At 41.1% G+C, this 24,469-nt stretch carries 27 protein-coding genes; 1 reads left to right on the top strand and 26 read right to left on the bottom strand.

Annotation, left to right across the window (positions count from 1 at the left end):
- Window positions 1-33 precede the first annotated feature (33 nt).
- The 21 genes from rplS to pta form a co-directional block, all read right to left on the bottom strand.
- Window positions 34-381, bottom strand: a complete 348-nt coding sequence (rplS, locus tag QR40_RS16345; protein WP_027294133.1) for a 50S ribosomal protein L19 — start codon at window positions 379-381, stop codon at window positions 34-36.
- 172 nt (window positions 382-553) lie between these two features.
- A complete protein-coding gene (gene trmD, locus QR40_RS16340; RefSeq protein WP_027294134.1) occupies window positions 554-1,291 on the bottom strand; it encodes a tRNA (guanosine(37)-N1)-methyltransferase TrmD in 738 nt (245 codons plus the stop codon).
- 3 nt (window positions 1,292-1,294) lie between these two features.
- Window positions 1,295-1,801 (bottom strand): ribosome maturation factor RimM, encoded by a 507-nt coding sequence (rimM, locus tag QR40_RS16335; RefSeq protein WP_044295991.1) that lies wholly within the window; start codon window positions 1,799-1,801, stop codon window positions 1,295-1,297.
- Between the two features lie 135 nt (window positions 1,802-1,936).
- Window positions 1,937-2,164, bottom strand: coding sequence for a KH domain-containing protein (locus QR40_RS16330; protein WP_027294136.1), 228 nt, complete (start codon window positions 2,162-2,164; stop codon window positions 1,937-1,939).
- Window positions 2,165-2,180: 16 nt separating this feature from the next.
- Window positions 2,181-2,426 carry a 30S ribosomal protein S16 gene (rpsP, locus tag QR40_RS16325; protein WP_027294137.1) on the bottom strand — a complete coding sequence of 82 codons (246 nt, stop codon included), beginning with the start codon at window positions 2,424-2,426 and terminating at the stop codon, window positions 2,181-2,183.
- A 36-nt stretch (window positions 2,427-2,462) separates the two neighbouring features.
- Entirely contained in the window at window positions 2,463-3,809 is a 1,347-nt protein-coding gene (gene ffh, locus QR40_RS16320; protein WP_027294138.1) for a signal recognition particle protein, read from the bottom strand.
- Window positions 3,810-3,812: 3 nt separating this feature from the next.
- The gene (gene ylxM / locus QR40_RS16315; protein ID WP_027294139.1) at window positions 3,813-4,139 is read right to left on the bottom strand and encodes a YlxM family DNA-binding protein; all 327 of its coding nucleotides are present in this window, start codon (window positions 4,137-4,139) and stop codon (window positions 3,813-3,815) included.
- Window positions 4,140-4,204: 65 nt separating this feature from the next.
- The gene (locus QR40_RS16310; RefSeq protein ID WP_330373793.1) at window positions 4,205-5,110 is read right to left on the bottom strand and encodes a phosphatidylserine decarboxylase; all 906 of its coding nucleotides are present in this window, start codon (window positions 5,108-5,110) and stop codon (window positions 4,205-4,207) included.
- Window positions 5,111-5,224: 114 nt separating this feature from the next.
- Window positions 5,225-5,845 carry a CDP-alcohol phosphatidyltransferase family protein gene (locus QR40_RS16305; RefSeq protein WP_044295990.1) on the bottom strand — a complete coding sequence of 207 codons (621 nt, stop codon included), beginning with the start codon at window positions 5,843-5,845 and terminating at the stop codon, window positions 5,225-5,227.
- A complete protein-coding gene (locus tag QR40_RS16300; RefSeq protein ID WP_044295989.1) occupies window positions 5,836-6,915 on the bottom strand; it encodes a lysylphosphatidylglycerol synthase transmembrane domain-containing protein in 1,080 nt (359 codons plus the stop codon). The genes QR40_RS16305 and QR40_RS16300 overlap by 10 nt, the downstream gene beginning before the upstream one ends.
- Window positions 6,916-6,966: 51 nt before the next feature.
- On the bottom strand, window positions 6,967-7,665 hold the full coding sequence (locus QR40_RS16295) for a phosphatase PAP2 family protein (RefSeq protein WP_027294143.1): 699 nt from the start codon (window positions 7,663-7,665) through the stop codon (window positions 6,967-6,969).
- Between the two features lie 13 nt (window positions 7,666-7,678).
- Window positions 7,679-8,890 (bottom strand): threonine ammonia-lyase, encoded by a 1,212-nt coding sequence (gene ilvA, locus QR40_RS16290; RefSeq protein ID WP_027294144.1) that lies wholly within the window; start codon window positions 8,888-8,890, stop codon window positions 7,679-7,681.
- 14 nt (window positions 8,891-8,904) lie between these two features.
- Complete coding sequence (ftsY, locus tag QR40_RS16285) at window positions 8,905-9,843, bottom strand: signal recognition particle-docking protein FtsY (RefSeq protein WP_330373792.1); 939 nt, start codon at window positions 9,841-9,843, stop codon at window positions 8,905-8,907.
- Window positions 9,844-9,996: 153 nt separating this feature from the next.
- The gene (gene smc, locus QR40_RS16280; RefSeq protein WP_044295988.1) at window positions 9,997-13,557 is read right to left on the bottom strand and encodes a chromosome segregation protein SMC; all 3,561 of its coding nucleotides are present in this window, start codon (window positions 13,555-13,557) and stop codon (window positions 9,997-9,999) included.
- A complete protein-coding gene (gene rnc / locus QR40_RS16275) occupies window positions 13,548-14,261 on the bottom strand; it encodes a ribonuclease III (RefSeq protein ID WP_027294147.1) in 714 nt (237 codons plus the stop codon). Before rnc ends, smc begins: the two co-directional genes overlap by 10 nt.
- A 158-nt stretch (window positions 14,262-14,419) precedes the next feature.
- Window positions 14,420-14,650, bottom strand: coding sequence for an acyl carrier protein (gene acpP / locus QR40_RS16270; protein ID WP_044289983.1), 231 nt, complete (start codon window positions 14,648-14,650; stop codon window positions 14,420-14,422).
- A gap of 21 nt (window positions 14,651-14,671) precedes the next feature.
- Window positions 14,672-15,679: a phosphate acyltransferase PlsX gene (gene plsX, locus QR40_RS16265; protein WP_027294149.1), complete on the bottom strand. Its 1,008-nt coding sequence runs from the start codon at window positions 15,677-15,679 to the stop codon at window positions 14,672-14,674.
- 179 nt (window positions 15,680-15,858) lie between these two features.
- Window positions 15,859-16,041: a 50S ribosomal protein L32 gene (rpmF, locus tag QR40_RS16260; RefSeq protein ID WP_027294150.1), complete on the bottom strand. Its 183-nt coding sequence runs from the start codon at window positions 16,039-16,041 to the stop codon at window positions 15,859-15,861.
- Window positions 16,042-16,044: 3 nt separating this feature from the next.
- The gene (locus QR40_RS16255; protein WP_044295987.1) at window positions 16,045-16,572 is read right to left on the bottom strand and encodes a YceD family protein; all 528 of its coding nucleotides are present in this window, start codon (window positions 16,570-16,572) and stop codon (window positions 16,045-16,047) included.
- Window positions 16,573-16,777: 205 nt separating this feature from the next.
- Window positions 16,778-17,968 (bottom strand): acetate kinase, encoded by a 1,191-nt coding sequence (locus tag QR40_RS16250; protein ID WP_027294152.1) that lies wholly within the window; start codon window positions 17,966-17,968, stop codon window positions 16,778-16,780.
- Window positions 17,969-18,049: 81 nt separating this feature from the next.
- Complete coding sequence (pta, locus tag QR40_RS16245) at window positions 18,050-19,045, bottom strand: phosphate acetyltransferase (protein ID WP_027294153.1); 996 nt, start codon at window positions 19,043-19,045, stop codon at window positions 18,050-18,052.
- A 480-nt stretch (window positions 19,046-19,525) separates the two neighbouring features.
- Here pta and QR40_RS16240 point away from each other — a divergent pair, with 480 nt between their 5' ends.
- A complete protein-coding gene (locus QR40_RS16240; RefSeq protein ID WP_044295985.1) occupies window positions 19,526-20,842 on the top strand; it encodes a nucleotidyltransferase in 1,317 nt (438 codons plus the stop codon).
- 192 nt (window positions 20,843-21,034) lie between these two features.
- Here QR40_RS16240 and QR40_RS32630 read toward each other — a convergent pair whose 3' ends face one another.
- The 5 genes from QR40_RS32630 to coaE all read right to left on the bottom strand — a co-directional run bounded on the left by QR40_RS32630 (window position 21,035) and on the right by coaE (window position 24,467).
- Entirely contained in the window at window positions 21,035-21,157 is a 123-nt protein-coding gene (locus tag QR40_RS32630) for a hypothetical protein (protein WP_255348087.1), read from the bottom strand.
- A gap of 125 nt (window positions 21,158-21,282) precedes the next feature.
- Window positions 21,283-22,647, bottom strand: a complete 1,365-nt coding sequence (locus tag QR40_RS16230; protein ID WP_044295983.1) for a PFL family protein — start codon at window positions 22,645-22,647, stop codon at window positions 21,283-21,285.
- Between the two features lie 54 nt (window positions 22,648-22,701).
- Window positions 22,702-22,974: an ACT domain-containing protein gene (locus QR40_RS16225; RefSeq protein WP_027294157.1), complete on the bottom strand. Its 273-nt coding sequence runs from the start codon at window positions 22,972-22,974 to the stop codon at window positions 22,702-22,704.
- 103 nt (window positions 22,975-23,077) lie between these two features.
- The gene (locus QR40_RS16220) at window positions 23,078-23,875 is read right to left on the bottom strand and encodes an MBL fold metallo-hydrolase (protein WP_027294158.1); all 798 of its coding nucleotides are present in this window, start codon (window positions 23,873-23,875) and stop codon (window positions 23,078-23,080) included.
- Window positions 23,862-24,467 (bottom strand): dephospho-CoA kinase, encoded by a 606-nt coding sequence (gene coaE / locus QR40_RS16215; protein WP_044295982.1) that lies wholly within the window; start codon window positions 24,465-24,467, stop codon window positions 23,862-23,864. The genes QR40_RS16220 and coaE overlap by 14 nt, the downstream gene beginning before the upstream one ends.
- Window positions 24,468-24,469 lie beyond the last annotated feature (2 nt).

Raw genomic sequence — 24,469 nt, 5'->3', positions numbered from 1 at the left:
AATTACCTAAGTATTTGTCCCTGGTTCATTTCATTATTTTACTAACTCTTTTACCTTGGCTCTCTTACCAACACGGTTTCTTAAGTAATTCAGTTTTGCACGTCTTACTTTACCTCTTCTGATTACTTCGACTCTTTCCACGCTTGGGGAATGAAGCGGCCAGGTTTTTTCCACACCAATGCCGTTAGAATTTTTTCTAACAGTAAATGTAGCTCTATTGCTTCCGCCCTGTTTCTTTAAAACAGTTCCTTCGAAAACCTGAATTCTTTCGCGGCTTCCTTCTTTGATCTTTGCATATACCTTTACGGTATCACCAACATTAAATTCTGGTGCGTCAGCTCTTAACTGAGCTGCTTCGATGTTCTTAATAATATCGTTCATTGTGTGCCTCCTTATTTATATCGGATGTTCTTAATACTGTCTGTAACAGAGGACCATCTCTTTTCTCACAACGCTATTTATTTTATCATGTTTGTTGGATTATGTCAAATAAAATTCTTTAATAAATCCTTAAGAAAATTCTTTAATAAATCCTAAAGAATAGGGACAATATTTACGCTTCCGGCTCTGATATTCTGCTGATTAATTCCAGTTCAGAATTTGTGAGCTGAGCCTTGTCCAACAGATCAGGACGGCGCAGGGCTGTGCGTATGACAGACTGCTCTCTCCGCCACTTTTCTATATTGGCATGGTGGCCGGACAGTAAAACCGGCGGAACTATTTTGCCATTCCATTCCTCGGGACGGCTATACTGGGGATACTCCAGCAAATTGTCCTGAAAAGACTCAAACTGTGCAGATTCATCGTTGTTTAAAACGCCGGGTACCAGTCTGGAAATGGCATCTATCATGACCATTGCGGGCAGTTCTCCGCCGGTAAGGACATAGTCACCAATGGAGAGATAGTCTGTGACGACTTCTTCTAATACCCGCTCATCAATTCCTTCATAATGTCCGCAGAGAAAGACCAGATCCTTTTCTTTTGCCAGATCTTCTGCAATAGTCTGGTTAAATACGCTGCCCTGAGGGGTTAGATAGATCACTCTGGGGCGGTATCCTATTTTCTCTGAAACGGCTTTGCAGGCACCATATACAGGCTCTGCCTGCATTACCATTCCAGCACCGCCTCCATATGGATAATCATCTACTTTATGGTGTTTATTGGTGGAATAGTCCCTTATATCGGTGGTTTGCAGGGAAATCAGTCCTTTTTCCATTGCGCGCCCGATGATACTGGTATTTAAACCGTCCTGAATCATTTCAGGAAATAAGGTCAATACGTGGTAATTCATAGGTTACACCAATCCTTCCATTAAGTGTACTTCCATTTTCCGTTCCTGGATATCAACGTTTAAGATACATTCTTTAATGGCTGGAAGGAGAATTTCTTTCCGGTCCGGAGTTTCTACCACATAGACATCATTTGCTCCGGTTTCCAATACGTCGGTAAGGATACCCAGTTCTTTTCCGTCATCGGTACATACCTGCATTCCGATCATATCAGCAATGAAGTATTCGTTTGGTTTAAGCTTTACGGCATTTTCCCGGGTTACAAATAACCCTTTTCCTTTAAATTTTTCCACCTCATTGATATCGTTGTATTCTTTGAATTTCAGGATTACAAACTGCTTAAAGAATTTTACCTGTTCGATCTGCAGATCCATTGTTTCTCTTCCGGTATCCAGAATGACAGATTTTAATTTTTTGAACCGGTTCGGGTCATCGGTAGTTGGAAATACCTTTACCTCGCCCCGTAAGCCATGCATGGAGGAAATGATGCCAACCTGTAATAAATCTTCCATTTTCTCTTCCTTTCATTTGTTAAAATTGGAGGGTTCTTCTCTATTAAAAATAATCTGTGAAACCGTACTTTTTTATAAAGTAAGAAAAGCCCCGTTTTCACGAGGCCTGACCGTTATGAAATCTTATAGCAAAAGCTACAGGATGTCCACAATCACTTTCTTATCATCCTTAGAAGCAGCAGCTTTGACTACAGAACGGATTGCTTTCGCAATACGTCCCTGTTTGCCGATAACTTTACCCATATCGGATGGAGCAACCTTTAATTCTACAACAATAGATTTGCCGGTTTCTTTTTCAGTTACTTCTACTTCTTCCGGATGTTCAACGAGAGACTTTGCAATTACTTCTACTAATTCTTTCATCACGTTCACCTCTGTTCTACTTTTCGATACCAGCTATTTTGAAGAGTTTACCAACTACTTCTGTTGGCTGAGCACCGTTAGCAAGCCACTTTTTAGCTAATTCTTCATTAACTTTGAATTCGCTAGGCTCGATGTTTGGATTGTAAGTACCGAGTTCTTCGATACATTTTCCATCTCTTGGTGATCTGGAATCAGCTACTACGATTCTATAGAAAGGAGCTTTTTTCTGTCCCATTCTTCTTAATCTAATCTTTACTGCCATTTGTCTTTCACCTCCTTGGTTTATTCTCAATATATGTTAAAAAGGAAGTTTGAACTTACCTCTTTTACCACCTTTGCCTCCCATCATGCCAGGGAACTGTTTCATCATTTTTCTTGCCTGGTCAAACTGTTTTACCAGTTTATTTACCTCACTGATATCTACTCCGGCACCAGCGGCAATTCGTTTTTTGCGGGATGGATTCAGGATATCCGGATTGGAACGTTCCTTCGGTGTCATGGAAAGAATCATTGCTTCTTTTCTTGCCATATCCTTTTCATCGATCATTCCTTCAATATCTTTGGCTTTGCTGCCGAATCCAGGCATCATACTTAATACACTGGATATTCCACCCATGTTTTTCATCTGATTCATACTTTCTAAGTAATCGTCAAATCCAAACTGTGCTTTTTTCAGCTTCTGTTCCATATCCCGGGCTTTTTCCTCATCGATATTGGCCTGTGCCTTCTCGATCAGTGACATCACATCACCCATGCCCAATATTCTGGAAGCCATACGCTCCGGATAAAATTGTTCCAGATCCGAGAGCTTTTCACCCATGCCGACGTATAAGATCGGTTTACCACAGGTTGCTTTTATAGATAATGCGGCACCACCACGGGTGTCACCATCTAACTTGGTTACAATGACGCCGTCAATACCAATCTTCTCATTAAACATTTCGGATACATTTACGGCATCCTGACCGGTCATGGCATCTACAACCAGAATTGTCTGGTCAACATGAATTGCTTCTTTGATATGAATCAGTTCATTCATCATGTCTTCATCAATATGAAGACGTCCTGCCGTATCCAGGATTACAACATTTAATCCTTTGCTTTTCGCATGTTCAATAGCGGCTTTTGCAATATTTACAGGATTCTGTTTGTCTCCCATAGAGAAGACTTCCACACCCTGCTTTTCACCATTTATCTGTAACTGCTGGATTGCTGCCGGGCGATAGATATCGCAGGCTGCCAGCAATGGCTTTCGGCCTTTTGACTTTAATTTACCGGCAATCTTTGCCGTTGTTGTGGTTTTACCGGCACCCTGAAGTCCGGCCATCATAATGACTGTAATTTCATTACCGGGTTTTAGTGCGATCTCCGTAGTTTCGGAACCCATTAACTTAACCAGTTCCTCATTTACAATCTTAATAACCATCTGTCCCGGATTCAAGCCGTTCATAACATCCTGTCCGACTGCTCTTTCCTGAACAGCCTTGATGAACTGCTTAACAACCTTGAAGCTTACATCTGCTTCTAATAAAGCCATCTTTACTTCTCTTAATGCAGTCTTTACATCTGCTTCTGTCAGCCGTCCCTTACTTCGTAAATTGCGGAAGACATTCTGCAGTTTATCTGATAAGCTTTCAAATGCCATAGATTACAACTCCTCTAATATCTCATTGGATATTCTTTCAATCTCCTCATGCCCCTGCTGTCCTTTTGAAAGCGCATGAATCTGCTCTACTTTTTCCTTCACAGACAAAAACTTTTCAACCAGATGTAATTTGTTCTCATAATCATCCAGAATCTTATTACACCTTTTTATCAAATCATGTACACCCTGCCGGCTTATATTCTGCTCCTCCGCGACTTCCGTATAGGACAGATCATTTAAAACCACATCTTCATAGACATTTCTCTGATGTTCCGTCAGGAGCTCACCGTAAAAATCATATAATAAAGTTTGTTCCACAAATTTTTCCATTTGTAATCACCTTGATTATCATATACGATAAAGTTATTCTTGTCAAGTATTTTTTCTTGACAAAATTAAATTTTACCGATACACTCTCCCATCTTAATGAAAGTCTCATATCCGTTCTCTGTATTTTCAAAAAATTCTGGTGCTATTTTAACTTTATCCGGTTCTACAAGCAGTATAATTGTAGAACCGCCGTATTCAAACTTCCCTTTTTCGTGTCCTTTTTTCACAAAGCCTTCCTGCTGGTAATTTTTAATGCGTCCAACCAGGAGCGCACCTACCTCCATCTGGAGAAGTGTACCGAAACAGCGGGTTTTAATCAGCGTATATTCCCGCTGGTTTTCTTTATAAACCGGTACGGTTTCACAGGCTGCCGGCTGTACCGTATGAAGTACTCCGGGAATGTAATAATTGGAGGATTTCAAACCATCCGAGGGGTAACAATAACGGTGATAATCGTCAACGCTTAGCCGAATGATAATCGCTGCTCCGTTTTTATAACGTTTTGCCAGCTTTTGGTTTTGTAATAATGAGGATATGGTGTAACAGGTGTTCTTGACGAAGAATCGATTGGTATTGCCCAAATGATAAGCACTGATTTTACCGTCAGCAGGACTTACCAGATGCGTCTCGTCATAATCAATCATCCGTTCTTCCGGTTTGATTTCACGGGTAAAGAAATCATTAAAAGAATGATATTCTCTGGGTTCATATGGTGACATATCGATGTTATTCTTTTGTATGAAAGGCTTAATAATGCATCTGGATGCCCCGGTATCCAGAAATTTTCCGGCTAATTCGGAAAATCCGGGACGGATCAGAGGTTTTAACAATAATCTTCCCCATAGGGAAGCATAAAGTTTACGCAGGATTTTATCCTGCGTTTCCTCGTTTTCATATAGTTTTCCTTTTCGGTCGATGTATTTCATTTTTACACCCATCGCATATTGCAGGCGTACCTGCAATACTGCCACAAATAAAACAGGTTGAAAGAATCACAGCGTGGCTTCCTTCCTACTTCATCATTTTCTTTCAACCTTACCACCTATTGCATATCTTTCTTAAAATGTTGTTCGGCAAGAGCGTGTTTAATAGAAGTGTAACAGCTTGCCAAGTATTATGACTCCCGCTACAATGATAACGATCATCATTTTATTTCCTGGTTTATAAACTTTTATTTTACTGACAAACAGAAATGCTACAAGCAGCATTACCCAGATCAGTATCCGCAGATATGTCTGCTGTCCAAAACTTGGACGCAAGAGATAAACCACCGGAAAAATAATTGCGATAGATGTTACGGGAAGACCCTGATAGTGTTTGCGGGCTTCTGTGGTCTCCTGCTGTCTCTTTTCTTCCATAACATTGAAAAATCCAAGGCGGATTACAGCTGCCAATACATAGAGACACATGGCCGTTGTTCCCCAGAACCCCCGAAGTCCCAGCCCATATCCCAGAAATGCAGGAAATGCACCAAAACAAATCAAATCACAAAGGGAATCAATCTGAATTCCAAATCTTTTCTCATCGTCCGTCCGTTCTCTGGTACGGGCAACTTTACCATCCAGCATATCGCAGATACCGGATATTACAAGACAGGCAATTGCCGTCGTAAAACGGCCATCCAATGCTTCTGTCATTCCGTATACAGAACTGATCAGTCCTAAATATGTTAAAATAACCGTATAATTATAAAATCCTATCCACATGGTATATTATCCTTCTCCCTCTTTGCCGCTTCTCTTTTCACGGCTGCTCTAGTAATGCTGATATGGGCATAAATGGTTACAAGTGCACTGATTATCAGCAGTGCATAGTAACTGATACCTCTGCTTAACAGCATTCCCGATAAAATTAATGCCGGACCAAAAATTGGTTTAAATATAGACATAAATAACGCTTCGCTTGCTCCAATACCACCCGGCAGCGGAAGCATGTCTACAGAAATAGAAATAGTTGCCTGTAAGGTGACGATCTCAAAAGCGCTGAATTCGTGAAGCCCGAATGCCCGGTATACAAAATAAGTTGAAAAGAACAGACAAAACCGCTGGAAGATGGAAATCAGAATCACATTGAAAACAACCAGCTTATGATCTCTGAAATAATAGGCGGAATCCCGGTACTTATCCATAGCGCTTGAAAGACGTTCTGTTCTTTCCGGTTTGTGTTTCAAAATACGGACCTTTTCTAAAATATGCAGACCTAAATGCATTAGCTTTTTTGTGAAATTTGGCAGAAATATTAAGATAAACATCAGTGCCACGCATCCTACATTTAATATCAGTCCCAGATATAAGAAAAATACTGTATCTTTCATGTAGTTATCCACCAGCGGACGAAATCCGATGATCAGTACCAGCCCGACTAATACTAATACGAATTTATAAGTAACGGTGACAATCATCAGTACAAGTGATGCAACTGGGATTTCCACCTTATCTTTGCTCATATAATAGATCTGAGCCGGCTGTCCGCCTGAAGCGGAAGGGGTAATACAGCTGAAGAAAAATCCGATAAAACTGTATTTTACACAATTTCGTAAAGGGATCTTCTTATTCAGCGAGTTCATCATATAGTGGATGATTACCGATTCACTGCAGACAAATACGATTACCAGGGCAATACCAAACCAGATATATCCCTTTTTTGCCATTTTTATGGTTTCCCATATGGCACCCAGTTCCTGTCCTTTAAACAATTCATAAAATGTAAAGCCCAAAAGAGCAAAAAGAAACAGGATCTGAAGTATGTTTTTTTTGTTTTTCTTTAAAAATTCCACGCATTTCCCTCTTTTCTAAATTATCCTCTGGATAATTATAGAATAAATTTATCAATATTCTATCAATATTTTGCGTATCTTACAATTTATTTTTCCAAAAACTTTCTTAAGAAACTCATAATATTTATATTTGCTGCTTAAATAATAAGCAATTTCAGCAAGGGCAACTGCGCCGAATATATCAATAATATAATGCTGCTTCGTATATTGCGTGGAAATCATGACTGCAATTGCAAACAGACATGAAAAAATACGGTACCATTTGGGGACTTGCTTATTACCCCGGATACCAATATAACAGAACCAGCTTACCAGGCAGTGTATGGAAGGAAAGAGGTTCATTGGAAGATCCATTTTATACACCCAGCCCAGCAGTTGTACGCTTAAACTGTCTCCGATCAGCTCAGGCCGCACGTTTGTGGTTGGCAGCAATACGAAGAACAGCATGCAGACAATACGGGAGGACATATCAGCAGTTACAAATTTATATAACGAATCCCTGCCCAGATGTCCTATTATGATATAATTCACAATCCAGAATAAATAACAGATCACGTAAATCCAAACCCAGCCCGGTTTAAATGGAAGCATCCGGTCGATTGACAGAGTAAAATCATAGTGATACCAGTCTTTGCACAAATGCTGTGTTCCAAAGTAAATAACACTGTTTAGGACAAAACAGGATACCAAGGGTATGATAGAATAGAGTTTTGCCCAGGGATCTACATATTTTTTAAGCCACCTATACATGTAATTCAAGCTCCTACAGGTTTGGACGGATAAGCTTAGGCTTATAACCGTTCTTTTTCAGTGCGTCTACGATGTTGTTTTTATGTTCCGTACCAAAAGCTTCCAGCGTAATTTTCAATTCCACGGCTGCATTGCGATTCGTACTTACAAACTGATTATGCTCCAGTTTAATGACATTACCCTGCTCTTCTGCAATTACAGTAGCAACGCGTACCAGTTCTCCCGGTTTGTCCGGAAGCAGTACGGATACGGTGAAGATACGGTCTCTCTGGATTAATCCCAGCTGTACGACAGAAGACATGGTAATAACATCCATATTACCGCCGCTTAAAATGGATACGATTTTCTTGCCTTTCACATCCATATGTTTTAAAGCAGCTACAGTGAGAAGGCCGGAGTTTTCTACAATCATTTTATGGTTTTCGACCATATCAAGGAATGCTACCACTAATTCATCATCATCTACGGTAATGATTCCATCCAGGTTTTTCTGAATATATGAGAATAATTGTTCACCCGGTGTTTTAACGGCTGTACCGTCTGCTATGGTATTAACATTGGGCATGGTAGTAACTTTCCCGATATCCAGGGAAGCCTGCATACAATTGGCACCGGCTGGTTCAACTCCGATTACTTTGATATTGGGATTTAAAAGTTTGGCAAGGGCAGATACTCCCGTTGCCAGTCCGCCTCCCCCGATCGGAACCAGGATATAATCTACCAGAGGAAGTTCCTGTACGATTTCCATAGCAATGGTTCCCTGCCCTGTGGCTACAGCCAGGTCATCAAACGGGTGGATAAAGGTATAGCCGTGCTCGCTGGCAAGTTCATATGCATGGGCACATGCTTCATCATATACGTCTCCGTATAATACAACTTCAGCACCATAACTTTTGGTTCGGTTTACCTTAATGAGCGGTGTGGTGGTTGGCATTACGATTACTGCTTTAGCACCAAATGCTTTTGCAGCATATGCCACACCCTGTGCATGGTTGCCTGCAGAGGCAGTAATAAGCCCTTTATTTCTTTCTTCGTCGGTTAATGTGCTGATTTTATAGTAAGCGCCGCGGATTTTATATGCTCCTGTACGCTGCATATTTTCAGGCTTAAAAAATACTTTGTTGCCGGTCTGTTCTGAATAGTACTGGCTGTAAACCAGTTTTGTCTCCTGTGTAACCTGCTTCACTGCCTCGGAAGCTTCCTCAAACTTATCTAACGTTAACATTTTATCGCCTTTCTCTAATTTGCCGGGGTTTGTACGTTGAATAATGCATTTACAAATTCATCTGCATTAAACTTCTGAAGATCATCAATACTTTCTCCCACACCAATGTATTTCACGGGTATACCAAGTTCAGAGTGGATTGCAACTGCAATGCCGCCCTTGGCTGTCCCATCCAGTTTTGTTAAAATAATACCAGTAATGTCCGCAATTTCACTGAACTCCCTTGCCTGTGCCAATGCGTTTTGTCCGGTGGTGCCATCCAGTACAACCAGTGTTTCACGGTAAGCTTCCGGATATTCCCTCTCAAGCACACGGTTAATCTTACCCAATTCATTCATCAGGTTTTTCTTGTTGTGAAGCCTGCCTGCCGTATCGCATAACAGCACATCCGCATGCCTTGCTTTCGCTGATGCCACAGCATCATATACAACAGCAGCCGGATCAGAACCTTCCTGTCCGCCGATAATATCCACACCTGCCCGGTTTGCCCATTCGGTTAACTGCTCTCCTGCTGCGGCGCGGAATGTATCTGCTGCGGCCAGAATTACCTTTTTTCCCTGATCTTTTAATTTACCGGCCAATTTTCCTACACTGGTGGTTTTTCCAACGCCGTTTACACCGATAACCAGCACCACTGACTGTTTGTTTTCGAATTCATATGCTGTTTCACCTACATCCATCTGCTCTTTGATGCTGTCAATCAGCAGCTGCTTGCATTCGGAAGGTTCTTTGATTTTCTGCTCTTTCACTTTTGCTTTTAAATCTTCGATAATAGCGGTAGTGGCATTAATACCCAGGTCACCCATGACTAAGATTTCTTCTATCTCTTCATAAAAATCGTCATCGATACTGGAAAAGCCACTGAAAATGGAGTCAATTCCAGCAACAATATTAGCCCTGGTTTTTGACAGCCCTTCCACAAGCCGTTTAAAAAACCCTTTCTTTTCTTCCATAATTATTCCCATTGCATATTACAGGCTTGCCTGCAATATTGCCACAATAAAACAGGTTGAAAGAATCACCGTGGCATCCTTTCTATATCATAATTTTCTTTCAACCTTATTCCCATTGCATATTACAGGCTTGCCTGCAATACTGCCACTCTCCTACTTATCTAGCTCATCTTCAATTAAATTAACGGATACCAGTGCGGATACACCCTTTTCCTGCATAGTGATACCATACAGTCTGTCCGCAACTTCCATTGTACCACGTCTATGTGTAATAATAATAAATTGTGTATTCGTTGTCAACTTATTAAGGTATTTTGCATATCTGGTAACATTTGACTCATCAAGCGCTGCCTCAATTTCATCCAGAAGACAGAAAGGTGATGGCTTCAGTTTCTGAATGGCAAAGAGAAGGGCAATTGCTGTCAATGCTTTCTCACCGCCGGACAGCTGCATCATATTCTGCAGCTTCTTACCTGGCGGCTGGGAAATAATGCGGATGCCCGCCTCCAGAATATCTTCATCTTCCACCAGTTCCAGGCTGCCTTTGCCGCCTCCGAACAGCTGTTTAAATGCCTTGTCAAATTCTGCCTGGATAATGGCAAAATTTTCTTTAAACTGGGCGCGCATTCCGCTGTCCAGTTCTTCTATGATGCCAAGCAGTATTTCTTCTGCCTTAATCAGGTCATCATGTTGTGTGCTGAGGAATTCATGGCGCTCAGACAATTCTTTAAAATCTTCAATGGCATTGACATTAACGGAACCAAGACCTTTGATATCAGATTTGAGGATTTGAATCGCCTTTTTCAGCTGCCCCTGGTTTTCATAAGAAACGTCTTTAAATTCATGAGCGGTGCTTACCGTCAGTTCGTATTCTTCCCACATATAATTGATTTGGGTTTCCTTACTCTCTTCCAGCTTCTCAAGCTGGCTTGCCAGACGGAAATTTTCTTTATCCAGCATTGCCATGCGTTCAGACAGCTCTTCCCGTTTGGCAAAGAAAGACTTGTGACTGGTATAAAGGCTGTCTTTTTTCTCCATCCACTCTTTTACCTGTCCGTTCGATTCGCCTTCGTGTTCCGAAGCTTTTGCAATGGATATTTCTATCTCCCGTATATCATGGGCTTTCTTTTGAATATCCTTTTCATTTTCCAGAATATCATTTTTAATAGATTCCCGCTCTTCCTGTAAGGATTTCATCTCATGGTTAATACGTGATATATTTTGATGTATAAATTCTTCTTTTTGTTTTAAATTAGCCAGATCAAGATGGATTCCTTCTGATTTGCTGTTATGTGCATCCTGCTCCTGTTTCTTGACTTCCAGTTCCTTCTGAAGTCCCAGGATCAGAGATTCTGTTTTCTTCTCCAGGGATACAGATTCTTCCAGTTCTTTTTGGATCTCCGATTCTTCTATCCGTATGTCTGCGATCTGTGCTTCAATTTCGGAAGATTCCCGTTTTAACTGGGCGTATCCGGATTTTGTTTCCGTGTTGCGGCTCTGCATCTGCTTAATCTTCATTTTCGCCGTATTCTGGACGATATACTCTTTTTGCAGGCTGTCTTTCAGCTCTACAATTTTATTACGCAGGATGCGCCGTTTATCCCGGTTCACGTCAATGGATTTCTGGAGCTCTTCCATATCATTCTTTAAAAGTGCAACACTTTCCGTTAATTCTTCAATTTCTCTTCTTCGTCCGAGAAGATTGCTGGAATTTTTAAATGCACCACCGGTCATAGATCCTCCGGGACTTAGGGATTCTCCGTCCAGTGTAACAATACGAAGGGTATGCTGATATTTTTTTGCTATGATAATTGCATTGTCAATATGGTCAACCACAACGGTTCTGCCCAACAGGTATTTTGCAAGCCCTTCATAGCAGCTTTCTACATCTACCAGAGAACTTGCCAGTCCAATGACTCCGGGTTCTTTTAAAGCTTTCTCATTAGTGAATCCATTTCGGTTGCCAATGCTTGTCAGAGGAAGGAAGGTAGCCCGTCCGTATTTGCCCCGTTTTAGAAAATCAATCATACGTTTTGCTGTATGTTCATCTTGGGTAACAATATTCTGGATACTTCCGCCCAGAGCGGTTTCGATTGCGGTTTCATAAGATTTCTGCACTTTAATAATATCTGCAACAACGCCCATGATTCCCGTTTCCCGGTTTTTTTGTTCCATAACGCGCCGTATGCTGTTGCCATATCCATCATATCGCTCGGTAATATTTTTTAAGGACTCCAAACGGGATGCTTCCCTATGGTAAGCGGTCTGCCCGGTTTCCATTTGTTCATTCTGCTGGGAAAGGATCTGCTGCAGTTCGGTTACTTCATTATCATACTTTGTACTTTCTTCACTTAAAGCATCAATACGGGCGGAAACTTCCATGTAATCCTTCTGATATGCAGCAAGAGATTCTTCCTGCTCAGATTCTTCACTTTTTAATTTTAGGATTTTCTGGCTCAGTTCTGCTTTTCGGATCTGGATCTGTTCAATCATTGTAGAATAGCGCTGCAGCTTGGCTTTTGTAGATGCTCTCTTATTCAATAAATCAATAATCTGGTTCTTGCCCTCTTCAATATGGCTTTCCAGAATACCGGTATCTTCCTGGAGCTTTAAGCCGACCGCTTTGTTTTTTACTTCTACAGCCTGGAATTTATCCAGCTGTTCTTTTAGAAGACCAAGCTCTGTCTGCTGCGAGTCTTTTTGCTGTGTTTTTCCATCCAATTCTTTTTGTATGCTCAGGATACGGTTTTGTAAATGTTCACCATTTAGCTTTGCCGTATTAATCTGCTCTTTTAAGACATTAATCTGTCCGGCTAACTGCTGTTTTAACAACTGGTTTTTATTGGAGCGTTCTTTTTCTTCCTCGATCTTAGCACTTAACTCTTCCATTTCTTTTTCTATCCGCTCGTACTCCACTTTTGCACTTTCATAATTGGCTTTTGTGGACTGCAGATCCTGATTGGAAATGGAGATCTTTTCTTCTATTTCCCGAAGCTGGGCTTTGATGCGGTTCATCTCCATTAAAAACATATTGGCATCTACCGTCTTTAATTCTTCTTTTTTCTTCAGATAGATTTTCGCGGTTTCAGCCTGTCTCTGAAGGGGCCCTAATTGTTTCGTTAATTCGGATAGTATATCGTTAACACGAACCAGATTTTGCTTCTCATCTTCCAGCTTTTTCTGGGCGGCCAGTTTCCGGCGTTTATATTTTACAATACCTACTGCTTCGTCAAAAAGTTCTCTGCGCTCTTCCGGTTTTCCACTTAAAATTTTATCAATCTGTCCCTGTCCGATAATGGAATATCCTTCTTTACCAATACCGGTATCGTAAAAAAGCTCATTGACATCTTTCAGACGGCAGGTGGTACCGTTGATTAGATACTCACTTTCGCCGGAACGGTATACGCGTCTGGTTACGGTTACTTCGTTATAATCAATGGGCAGCTGATGGTCTTCATTATCCAGCGTAATGGCAACGGATGCAAACCCCATAGGTTTCCTGTTTTCCGTTCCTGAAAAGATAACATCCTGCATACTGGCACCACGCAGCTGTTTTGCACGCTGCTCACCCAATACCCAGCGGACAGCATCGCCAACATTGCTCTTACCACTGCCATTTGGTCCCACGATACCGGTAATACCATTGTGAAACTTAAAGACAATTTTGTTGGCAAAAGATTTGAAGCCGTGGATTTCTATGCTTTTTAAGTACATATCTCTTTTGTCTTTCCTTTCAAGTCGATGATGGCGCGATAGGCCGCTTCCTGCTCAGCAGCTTTCTTGGTACGTCCAATTCCCTGGCTTGCATTTTTTTCACCGATATGCAGTTCTACAATGAATTTCTTATCATGGTCAGGGCCTTCTTCCCCTGTCAGGGTATACACGATCTCATCACCTTTAAAATCTCTTTGTACTATTTCCTGCAGGATAGTCTTGCTATCATAAAAGAGCTGCTTATTTTCAATATCTTTCATTATATACTTTAAAATAAACTCTTTTGCATTAGCAAAACCACCATCTAAATAAATGGCACCTATGAGGGCTTCCATGGCATCAGACACAATAGAATCACGATGACGGCCTCCGGTATGCTCTTCACCTTTACCAAGCTGTAAATAACTGCCCAGCTCAATTTCTTTCGTACACAGGGCAAGAGTGGGCTCACAGACGATACTTGCACGAAGCTTTGTCAGATCCCCTTCCGGCAGATCCGGATAATTGTGGAATAAAAACTCACTGCTGGTAACTTCCAACACTGCGTCACCTAAAAATTCAAGGCGTTCATTATCTTTCATCCTGGCGGCTTTATGCTCATTTGCATAAGAACTGTGAGTCATGGCCTGTACCAGAAGATCGAAATTGTGGAACTTATATCCGATCCTGCTCTCCAGTTCTGCTAATTTTCTGGTTGATTTCATAGTTATCCTCCTGTGCCGCATTTGCTGCGGCTGTAATAAAGCACATGTGAAGCATACTTCACATTATCCTCCTATGCCGCATTTACTGCGGCTGTAATAAATAAAACGTATTTATACAACAAAGGGTGCTGCTTTGCAACACCCTCATAAAAACCGTTTTAGTTGATTGCACTTTTGATTTGTTCTACCGCATCGCCTACTGAAACAATTTTTTCTGCTTCTTCATTTGGAATTTCAATATCGAATTCTTCTTCAATTCCCATGATAATCTGAAATACATCTAAGGAGTCAGCTCCTAAATCATCTACAAATGTAGTCTCCATTGTGATCTCATCTGCATCAACATTCAGTACCTCGGCAATAATTTTCTGTAACTTTTCGAATTCCATAATCATCAATCCTCTCTTTTACTAATCTACTTTAATTTTTTCTTTAATTTTTTCATTGATCTGCTGCTGCTTAAACTGCACGCATTGAACAATGGAGTTGGTAATCTCCGACGCATTAGAACTGCCGTGAGATTTTACCACAAGGCCATTCAACCCAAGTAAAGGTGCACCGCCATATTGGCTTGCATCAAAAGATTTAAGTGTTTCTTTTAATGCCGGTTTTACCAGTAAGGCGCCAATCTTACTGCGAAGGCTTGTCATCATGCCGGCCTTGACTTTTGAAATCAGGGTGGCACCCACACCTTCATACAACTTTAAAATTACATTTCCGACAAATGCTTCACAAACGATGACATCGCATACGCCTGCCGGAATGTCTCTGGCCTCCACACTTCCGATAAAATTAATGTCTTTACATTCCTTCAAGAGTGGAAATGTCTCTTTTACCAGAGCGTTGCCCTTTTCCTCTTCTGCACCGATATTAACGATACCGACTTTAGGATTTTTAATACCTACTACATTTTCCATGTAAATAGAACCTATTTTTGCAAACTGCACTAAATGAGATGGTCTTGCATCTACATTTGCGCCACAGTCAACCAGCAATGAAACACCGGTCTTAGTGGGTATCAGTGGTGCCAGAGGCGGCCGCTCAATTCCTTTGATGCGCCCAACTAAGAGCTGTCCGCCGACTAATACGGCTCCGGTACTGCCAGCTGAAACAAAAGCATCTGCTTCGCCTTTTTTTACCAGATTCAGCCCTACTACAATGGAAGAACTTTTTTTCTTTCGAATAGCCATAACCGGCGGTTCTGCTGTTTCAATAATTTCTTCAGCATGAACAACTTCCACTAGCTCATTTGGATAGGTGTACTTTGATAATTCTCTCTGCACATCTTCCGAGCGCCCTACCAGGAATACTTTAATATCTTTTCTCGCATTCACTGCGGTTACGGCTCCCTTAACAATCTCTGCCGGGGCATTATCACCACCCATAGCGTCGACTGCGACCCGAACTAATTCCTGCATATTATTTCCTCCTCGTATTTCTATTAACTAATATACTAAACATCATACAGAAAATCAATAGATATTTTCAGAGAATCTTACGAAGTACATAAGTTCTTTGAGTTTTCTGCGTAAAAGGGGTAAAAAACAGGAGAAAAGCACGTAAAAAAAGCATCTCCATCGAGATGCTTTATCATATCTTAAGCTTCTGTAGATATGATTTCTTTTTTATTGTATGTTCCGCAGTTCTTACATACTCTGTGAGACATCATAAGTTCGCCGCATTTAGCACATTTCACTAAATTTGGAGCAGACATTTTCCAGTTTGCTCTTCTCTTGTCTCTTCTTCCTTTGGAAGATTTATTTTTTGGACAGATTGACATGGTTTACACCTCCTTAAATTTGCTAAAGATATCACGGATTTTGGCCATTCTTGGATCTAAATCTGTATGATCACAGTTGCAAGTCCCAAGATTTAAATTGGCGCCACATTGATTACAGATTCCCTTGCAGTTTTCACTGCATAAAACCTTCATCGGCCAATTCAATAACATCTCGCCATAGACAAGCTTATCCACATCCAGGTTATATCCATCAATATAATTGTGTTCATCAAGTGCTTTCTGATGTTCTGCTTCATCTATATTCATATCAATTTCTTTGTCAATATGAACTTTAATTTCAGTTTTCACGTCTTCCAGACACCTGTCACAGGGAATCAAAACAGTTATCATCCCGCTCCCTGTTATGTGCAGTTTCCTGTCTCCTTTGTTCTGAATCTGTAAAGAAACGGGGGTACTGCTAATGATAGGAAAACTGCCAAGCTTCGAAACAAAGGTTTCCAGCTCCAGTCCTGCATCAGTCTGCATTACTAATTCGTCGTTTTTTAAAACACCGTTTAAGTCAATCAGCATTATGACCCTCCTATCCACACCTAAATTATTATACATATTCAATTTGTTTTTGTCAACATAATTTTACAATAAAGTGGGCTTTTGTGATTAATGACGCTTTGCAGATATAGGCAGTGCACAAAGCATCCTTAATCAGCACCCGCCGAATTATATAAATAAGGCGAAGACTTTCGCAGTCTCCGCCTTATTCCGGTATAGTTTTAAACTAAATCAGAGCTACTGTTTCTCTGCAGATTGCAAGTTCTTCATCGGTAGGAAGGAGAACAACTTTCACCTTAGAATCCGGTGTGGAAAGCAGAGTCTTTTTGCCTCTTGCTTTGTTTGCCTCATCATCTAAAGTAATGCCCAGGTATCCAAGATATGCGATGATATCACGGCGTACCAGAGAGTCATTTTCACCAAGTCCTGCTGTAAAGGCAATTGCATCAACACCATTGAGAGCAGCTACGTAAGAACCGATATATTTTGCAGCGCGGTAATTGAATACAGCTCTGGCACGGATTGCAGCTTCATTTCCTTCTTCAGCAGCATTTTCCAGGTCACGGAAATCGCTTGAGATTCCGGATAAACCATAAACACCTGATTTTTTATTTAACATGTTCATTAAATCATCAATGTCCATATTTTCTTTCTTGGACAGGAACTCTAAGATAGCAGGATCAATATCACCGGAACGTGTTCCCATTACCAGTCCTTCAAGAGGAGTCAATCCCATGGAGGTATCTATGGATTTGCCGTTTAATACAGCAGTAATGGATGCACCGTTACCTAAATGGCAAACAATAATTTTAGAATTATTGATATCAAGTCCTAAGAATTTTGCTGTTTCTTTGGATACGAAGTTGTGGGAAGTTCCGTGGAAACCATATCTTCTTACTTTATATTTTTCATAATATTCGTAAGGCAGACCATACATATATGCTTTTTCAGGCATTGTCTGATGGAATGCAGTATCGAATACACCAACCATCGGTACATCAGGCATCAATTCCTGGCACGCACGAATACCAATTAAGTTTGCAGGGTTGTGAAGAGGTGCAAGATCGTTACATTCTTCAACAGCATTTAACATTTCTTCTGTAATTACTGCAGAAGAAGCAAATTTCTCGCCGCCGTGTACGATTCTGTGACCGACTGCATTAACTTCTTTCAGACTCTTAATTACACCGGTCTTTTCATTTACCAATGCATCCAGTACCATTTTGATGGCTTCTTTGTGAGTTGGCATTGGGCTTTCTGTAAATTCTTTCTCGCCGCCCTTTGGCTGATATACAAGTCTGCTTCCTTCGATTCCAATTCTTTCGCAAAGCCCCTTTGCCAATACATCTTCTGTATCAGAGTTAATTAACTGATACTTAAGAGATGAACTTCCACAGTTGATAACTAATACGTTCATTAAAAAATACCTCCGTTGGTTTTCTTTTCATTTTATTATATTCTTTTAGAACTTCCGTATAATTATGTAGGTAAATTTTTCCTATTGTGCCTGGCACTGAACTGCTGTAATCGCTACAACCCCAACGATATCTTCAGCGCTGCATCCACGGGATAAATCATTTACCGGTTTTGCAATACCCTGTGTTACAGGTCCGTAAGCTTCTGCTTTTGCTAATCTCTGAACTAATTTGTATCCGATATTTCCAGCATCCAGGTCTGGGAACAGTAATACGTTTGCTTTACCTGCTACCGGGCTGTTTGGAGCTTTGGAAGCGCCTACGCTTGGTACTATTGCAGCATCTAACTGGAATTCACCGTCTAATTTCAGATTCGGATTCTGCTCTTTTGCAATTCTGGTTGCTTCTACTACTTTGTCAACATCTGCATGCTTTGCGCTTCCCATGGTAGAATGGGAAAGCATTGCCACGATCGGTTCCTCTTCTACTAATAACTGGAAGGATTCTGCAGAAGAAGCTGCAATTGCTGCCAATTCTTCCGGATTTGGGTTCTGGTTTAATCCTGCATCTGCGAAAATAAATGTTCCGTTTGCACCATATTCGCAGTTTGGCACTGCCATCAGGAAGAATGCAGATACTAATTTTGTTCCCGGTTTTGTCTTTAAGATCTGAAGGCATGGTCTTAAAGTATCAGCGGTAGAATGACATGCTCCGGATACCATACCGTCTGCATCGCCCATTTTAACCATCATAACACCATAGTACAGGTACTGGTTTAATAAAATATCTTTTGCCTGTTCCGGTGTCATGCCTTTTTTCTGTCTTAACTCTACAAGCTTGTCTATGTAGCCTGCTGTCTTATCTGAAGTTGCAGGATCTACAATGATAGCTCCTGTAATGTCTAATCCTTCGCTGCCTTTTTTAACTGCCTCTTCGCTACCTACAAGTACTACATTAGCAACGCCTTCTTTTAAGATCTGGGCGGTTGCTTCATATGTTCTGCGGTCTTCTGTTTCCGGCAGTACGATCGTTTTTTTGTTTGATTTCGCTCTTTCTTTGATTACGTCAATAAATCCCATGATTTCTGACTCCTTTCGTGTTTTAGGTCCCCAAACCGTCATAAAAATATTATACATGATACCATATTGGCATACAAGTTAATTAATATTTTAACAATGTTTAACAACCTTTCATTCTTTTTAATTATAGCCCTATAAATGGCTAATTTCAACCGTTATGGTGTATCTTTTTCCATACACCGGGGGTAAAATTGTATTTTTGGATAAAATTTTGATATCAGGAGTGGATTTTTGGATCGTCAGGCGGTATTTTGAGATCAAACGTTTTGATTTTTGATTATATTTTTTAAAATCAGGTTTTGTATTTTGTTGTTTATTTTTTGATTGTTTTGGTTTGATCGATTTGCGGGATGAAAAAGAAAGGTACCGGAGAAATTTTATAGGCACATAAGAGGAATGTACGAAGGGGATGGAGTGTGGTATAATCGATAGATGATTATGGGATTTTTGGATTTACAGAATGGAGGATTTTAACATTATATGAAGGTTGTTGGACTGATTACGGAATATAATCCGTTTCATAATGGACATGGATATCATTTAGAACAGGCAAAATTAAAAACAGGCGCTGATTTTGTGGTGGTTGTAATGAGCGGGAACTTTCTGCAGCGGGGAGAACCTGCGATCATTGACAAGTTTTCCAGGGCAGAAATGGCATTGGCATGCGGAGCGGATCTTGTATTGGAGATTCCTGCATATTTTGCATGTGCAAGTGCGGAATATTTTGCACTGGGTGCAGTCTCGCTTTTAAATTCACTTGGGATTGTAGATGCCATTTGTTTTGGCAGTGAGTGTGGTGATATTCAGGTTCTGAATGAAATTGCAGAAGTTCTGACAACAGAACCTGCGCAATACAAAAGTACGTTAAAAACCCTCCTTGCAGAAGGAATATCTTTTCCGGCAGCCAGAGAAGGGGCGCTGCTCTCCTATCTCAGGGAAATGCATATGAAGGAACGAGACGGAAATATATCTAAGTGGGAAGAGGTGCTGGATTCACCGAATAACATCCTGGGTATAGAGTATCTGAAAGCTTTAAAAAAGATAAATAGCAGCATGGTTCCGGTAACGATTGACCGTATTACCAGTGGTTATCACGACCAGTCGCTTCATGCCGGAATCAGTTCAGCAACTGCCATACGGCGTGTGATACAGGAAGTTCAGGCAGGAGCCGGCTGTTCGTACAGAGATCCGGACGCAGATCCATTAAAAGATCAGGTTCCGGATGCGGTTTATACTATTTTAAAGCGGGAATCAGCACAGTCGTTTCCGGTAAAAAGTGCAGATTTTTCACAATTACTGCACTATCGTTTACTGTCGGCAGCTAATCCAGAAGAACTTGCAGAATTTTTTGATGTTACTGACGAATTGGCAAAAAGAATGTGGAATCTGAGATTTTCCTATCAGGGGCTGGAAGCATTTGTTTCGCTCTTAAAAACCCGCCAGTTTACGGAAACCAGAATCCGCAGGGCATTAATGCATATTTTACTGGGGATAAAAGGAGATGCAGTCCTTAAGTCTGTAAGATCAGACAATGCGGCCTGTTACATCCGCGTTTTGGGATTTCGTAAAAAAGCTTCGGTGTTGTTGTCAGAAATTAAGAAAAAAAGTGATTTGCCCATCCTTACAAAAATGGCGGTTGCGCATACACTTTTAGAGGGCACGCGGGCTTGTAATACTGCAAAAATGATGCTGGACTGTGATATCTATTGCGCACAGGTATATCATAGTGCAGTAACCAATTTATATCAGGATCACAGATATAATGAAATTACAAGGCAGATTCTGGTAGAGCCATAGCAGGTTTAGGTAAGAAAGGGACGCTTTGTAGATGGAGATGGTGTACGGAAAGATGGGAGTGGGAAACTTGTATGGACGGAGGAAGCGTAGAGCAGAGCTGAGTATTTACTTACCTTTGCGGAGTGTTTTTTGGCGGATAGTATTCGACTGGCTCCCATCGGATACTAAGCGGGCACTGAACCGGGAAATGCATCAGGATTTCCCGGTGAATGCCCGCGTGCCGCCAAAAAGCGCTTCGGAAAGGTTAGAAAATACCAGTTCTGCGGCCAGCTGACGGAGTCCATACAAGTTTCCCACTCCCATCTTTCCGTACATTACCCAACATATACAAAGCGTCCCCTTCTCAACTAAACCCAAATTTGTTCGCTCTAGCTGGTGCGAACTTTACCTGTTTCATATAAAAAGGCGTGATGCTTATACAAAAGCATCGCGCCTGATTTTTAATTTTTAAAGCTATGAATTGGAGCCGGAATTCTTCCTTTCCGGTTTACAAAGGCATCACAGCCATATTTGTTGACCGGCATAATCGGTGCATAACCTAACAGTCCGCCGAATTGTACGATCTCTCCTACGCCTTTTCCAATAACCGGAATCAGACGTACTGCGGTTGTTTTCTGGTTTACCATACCGATTGCCATTTCGTCAGCAATAATACCTGCTATGGTAGTAGATTTGGTATCTCCCGGTATAGCGATCATATCCAGGCCTACGGAACATACACAGGTCATTGCTTCTAATTTTTCAATGGTCAGTGCATTTGCCTGAACTGCGTCAATCATACCCTGGTCTTCGCTGACCGGAATGAAAGCACCGCTTAATCCCCCTACATAGGAAGAAGCCATAACACCGCCTTTTTTCACCTGATCGTTTAAAAGTGCAAGTGCTGCAGTTGTTCCGGGTGCACCTGCATATTCCAGACCGATTTCACATAAGATATCAGCTACACTATCTCCGATGGCAGGAGTTGGCGCCAGAGACAAGTCAATAATTCCAAAAGGAATATTCAGACGGTTAGATGCTTCCTGGGCTACCAGCTGTCCTACACGTGTAACTTTAAATGCCGTTTTCTTAATGGTTTCGCATAATACTTCAAAACTTTCTCCGCGCACCTGCTCCAAAGCTGTTTTCACAACACCCGGACCGCTGACACCTACATTAATGATTGCATCTGCTTCTGTCACACCGTGGAAAGCACCTGCCATGAAAGGATTATCATCCGGAGCATTACAGAAAACAACCAGTTTTGCACATCCAAGAGAATCGTTCTCTTTGGTGTACTCTGCTGTTTCCAGAATCATATCGCCCATCAGACGCACCGCATCCATATTGATACCGCATTTGGTAGAACCCAGATTGATGGAACTGCATACGCGCTCAGTGCATGCAAGAGCCTTTGGAATCGAACGAATCAGATATTCATCACTTTTTGTCATTCCTTTGCTGACCAGAGCGGAATATCCGCCTATAAAGTTAACGCCGACTTCTTTGGCAGCTTTATCCAGTGTTTTTGCAATGGTTACAAAATCATCAGAAGATTTACATGCGCTTCCGCCAACTAAAGCAATTGGGGTTATGGAAATACGCTTATTTACGATGGGAATTCCATATTCTCTTTCAATATCTTTACCGGTAGAAACCAGGTCTTTTGCCAGAGTCGTGATTTTATCGTAGATTTTCTGATTTAGTTTTCCCAGATCAGAATCAATACAGTCTAACAGGCTGATACCCAGAGTAATGGTTCTTACATCCAGATTCTCCTGGGTAATCATTTTATTTGTTTCGCTTACTTCAAATAAATTTATCATAACAGATTATTACCTTTCTTCATATAGTGACAGATTGGCGCCCGCAGACGCGCTCTAGATACGATGCATCATGTTGAAGATTTCTTCATGCTGGCAGCGGATGCTTACGCCGATTTCGTCGCCGAGTTTTTCCAGTGCTTTTGCCAATTCTTCTGCAGACTTTGTAGAATTGTTTGCATCGGTAACCATCATCATATTGAAGAATCCCTGTACGATTGTCTGAGAGATGTCCAGAATGTTAACGTTGTTTTCTGCAAGGAAAGTACAAACCTTAGCGATGATTCCCACGGTATCTTTTCCTACGACTGTGATAATTGTTTTTTTCATTTCTTCTCCTTTCGGGGACCGGAGTCCTCTTTCACATTAATCTATATATGTAAGTCAATTCCGCACCAGATCGGCCTTAGCAAAGATCCGGTACGTTATGGCTTTATATCGCAAATAATTCACTTGGTTCATCCCTGTGAGCCACGCGGATTGGAAAATCTTTGGCTTTATAAGGATTTTCACCTAAAGTCACTTCTGAGCAGACCGTTTCATATGCAAGCTCCTCATAATTATTTTCTCTGCTGAGATGTCCAAGCATAATTGTTTTTAATCCATCATGAAGAATCCGGCAGAGCAGCCGTCCTGCATTTTCGTTAGACAGATGTCCCCTGTTTCCAAGGATACGCTGTTTCAGATAATAAGGATAACTCCCTACCTGAAGCATATTAATATCGTGATTCGCTTCCAGAAGTACGCCGTCAAGTCCCTGAAGATGGTCTACTATGTAATCGTTATAATGTCCGAGGTCGGTAATCACACCAACGGATTTATTTTCATGGTTAATGCGGTACGCTACCGGATCGGCCGCATCGTGGGAAATAGAAAATGGTGCTACTTCCAGATCCTTAATACAAAATGGCTCATCCGGATAGATCTCACAAAAAAGAGAATCATCTACTTTGCCAAGTGGTGTATAGGCTTTCATTGCCTCAATGGTTGCGCCGGTTGCATAGATTGGTATCTGATATTTTCTGGCGAGAACTCCCAGGCCTTTAATATGGTCAGAATGTTCATGTGTAATTAAAATGCCGTCCATTTCGGCCGTTTTACGGTCAATGGAGTTTAATCCGGCTTCAATTCTTTTGCCGCTTAAGCCTACGTCTACAAGAAGACTGGCATGTTCTGATCCTACGTAAATGCAGTTTCCGCTGCTTCCGCTTGTTATACTACAAAAATTCATGTTCTATCAATCCCCTGTCAATTTGTTCATATGTATTTTCTACAATATTGCTGCTGTTGTCAACTACAAATTGACAATGCTGGCGAAATACGTTGTCGCGCATCTGGTTTTTTATGATTTGTTTTACTTTTTCATCGGAATATCCACGTGCCTGTTTCAGTCTTTTTCTGCGTACATCATCGGATGTGTAGACATACCAGAATTCATCACAGATTGTTTCATAATGATCTTCAATCAAAAGAGCCGCTTCGATCACAACAAAAGGAACTTTTTTGGCAGTGCGTTCTTTTTTGATTTCATTTACAATATATTCTTTTACCGCAGGATGGACAATCTGATTTAGTTTCTGCAATTTCTCGTGATCCTGGAAAACTATATCAGCAAGCTTGCTGCGGTTGATATTCTGGTCGGCCTTTAGAATTCCGCTTCCAAATGTTTCTGTAATGCGGTAGTAACATACCTGGCCCGGGGACATCAGAAGATGTCCTACCTGGTCAGCCTGAATGACTCTCGCATGATACATTTTTGCAATATAGTCTAAAACGGTGCTTTTACCGGCGCCAACTCCGCCGGTGATTCCTAATACTTTCATTA

It is taken from the genome of Robinsoniella peoriensis, assembly GCF_000797495.1.
GTDB lineage: Bacteria > Bacillota > Clostridia > Lachnospirales > Lachnospiraceae > Robinsoniella > Robinsoniella peoriensis.
This window is presented reverse-complemented; position numbering and strand designations above follow the sequence as displayed.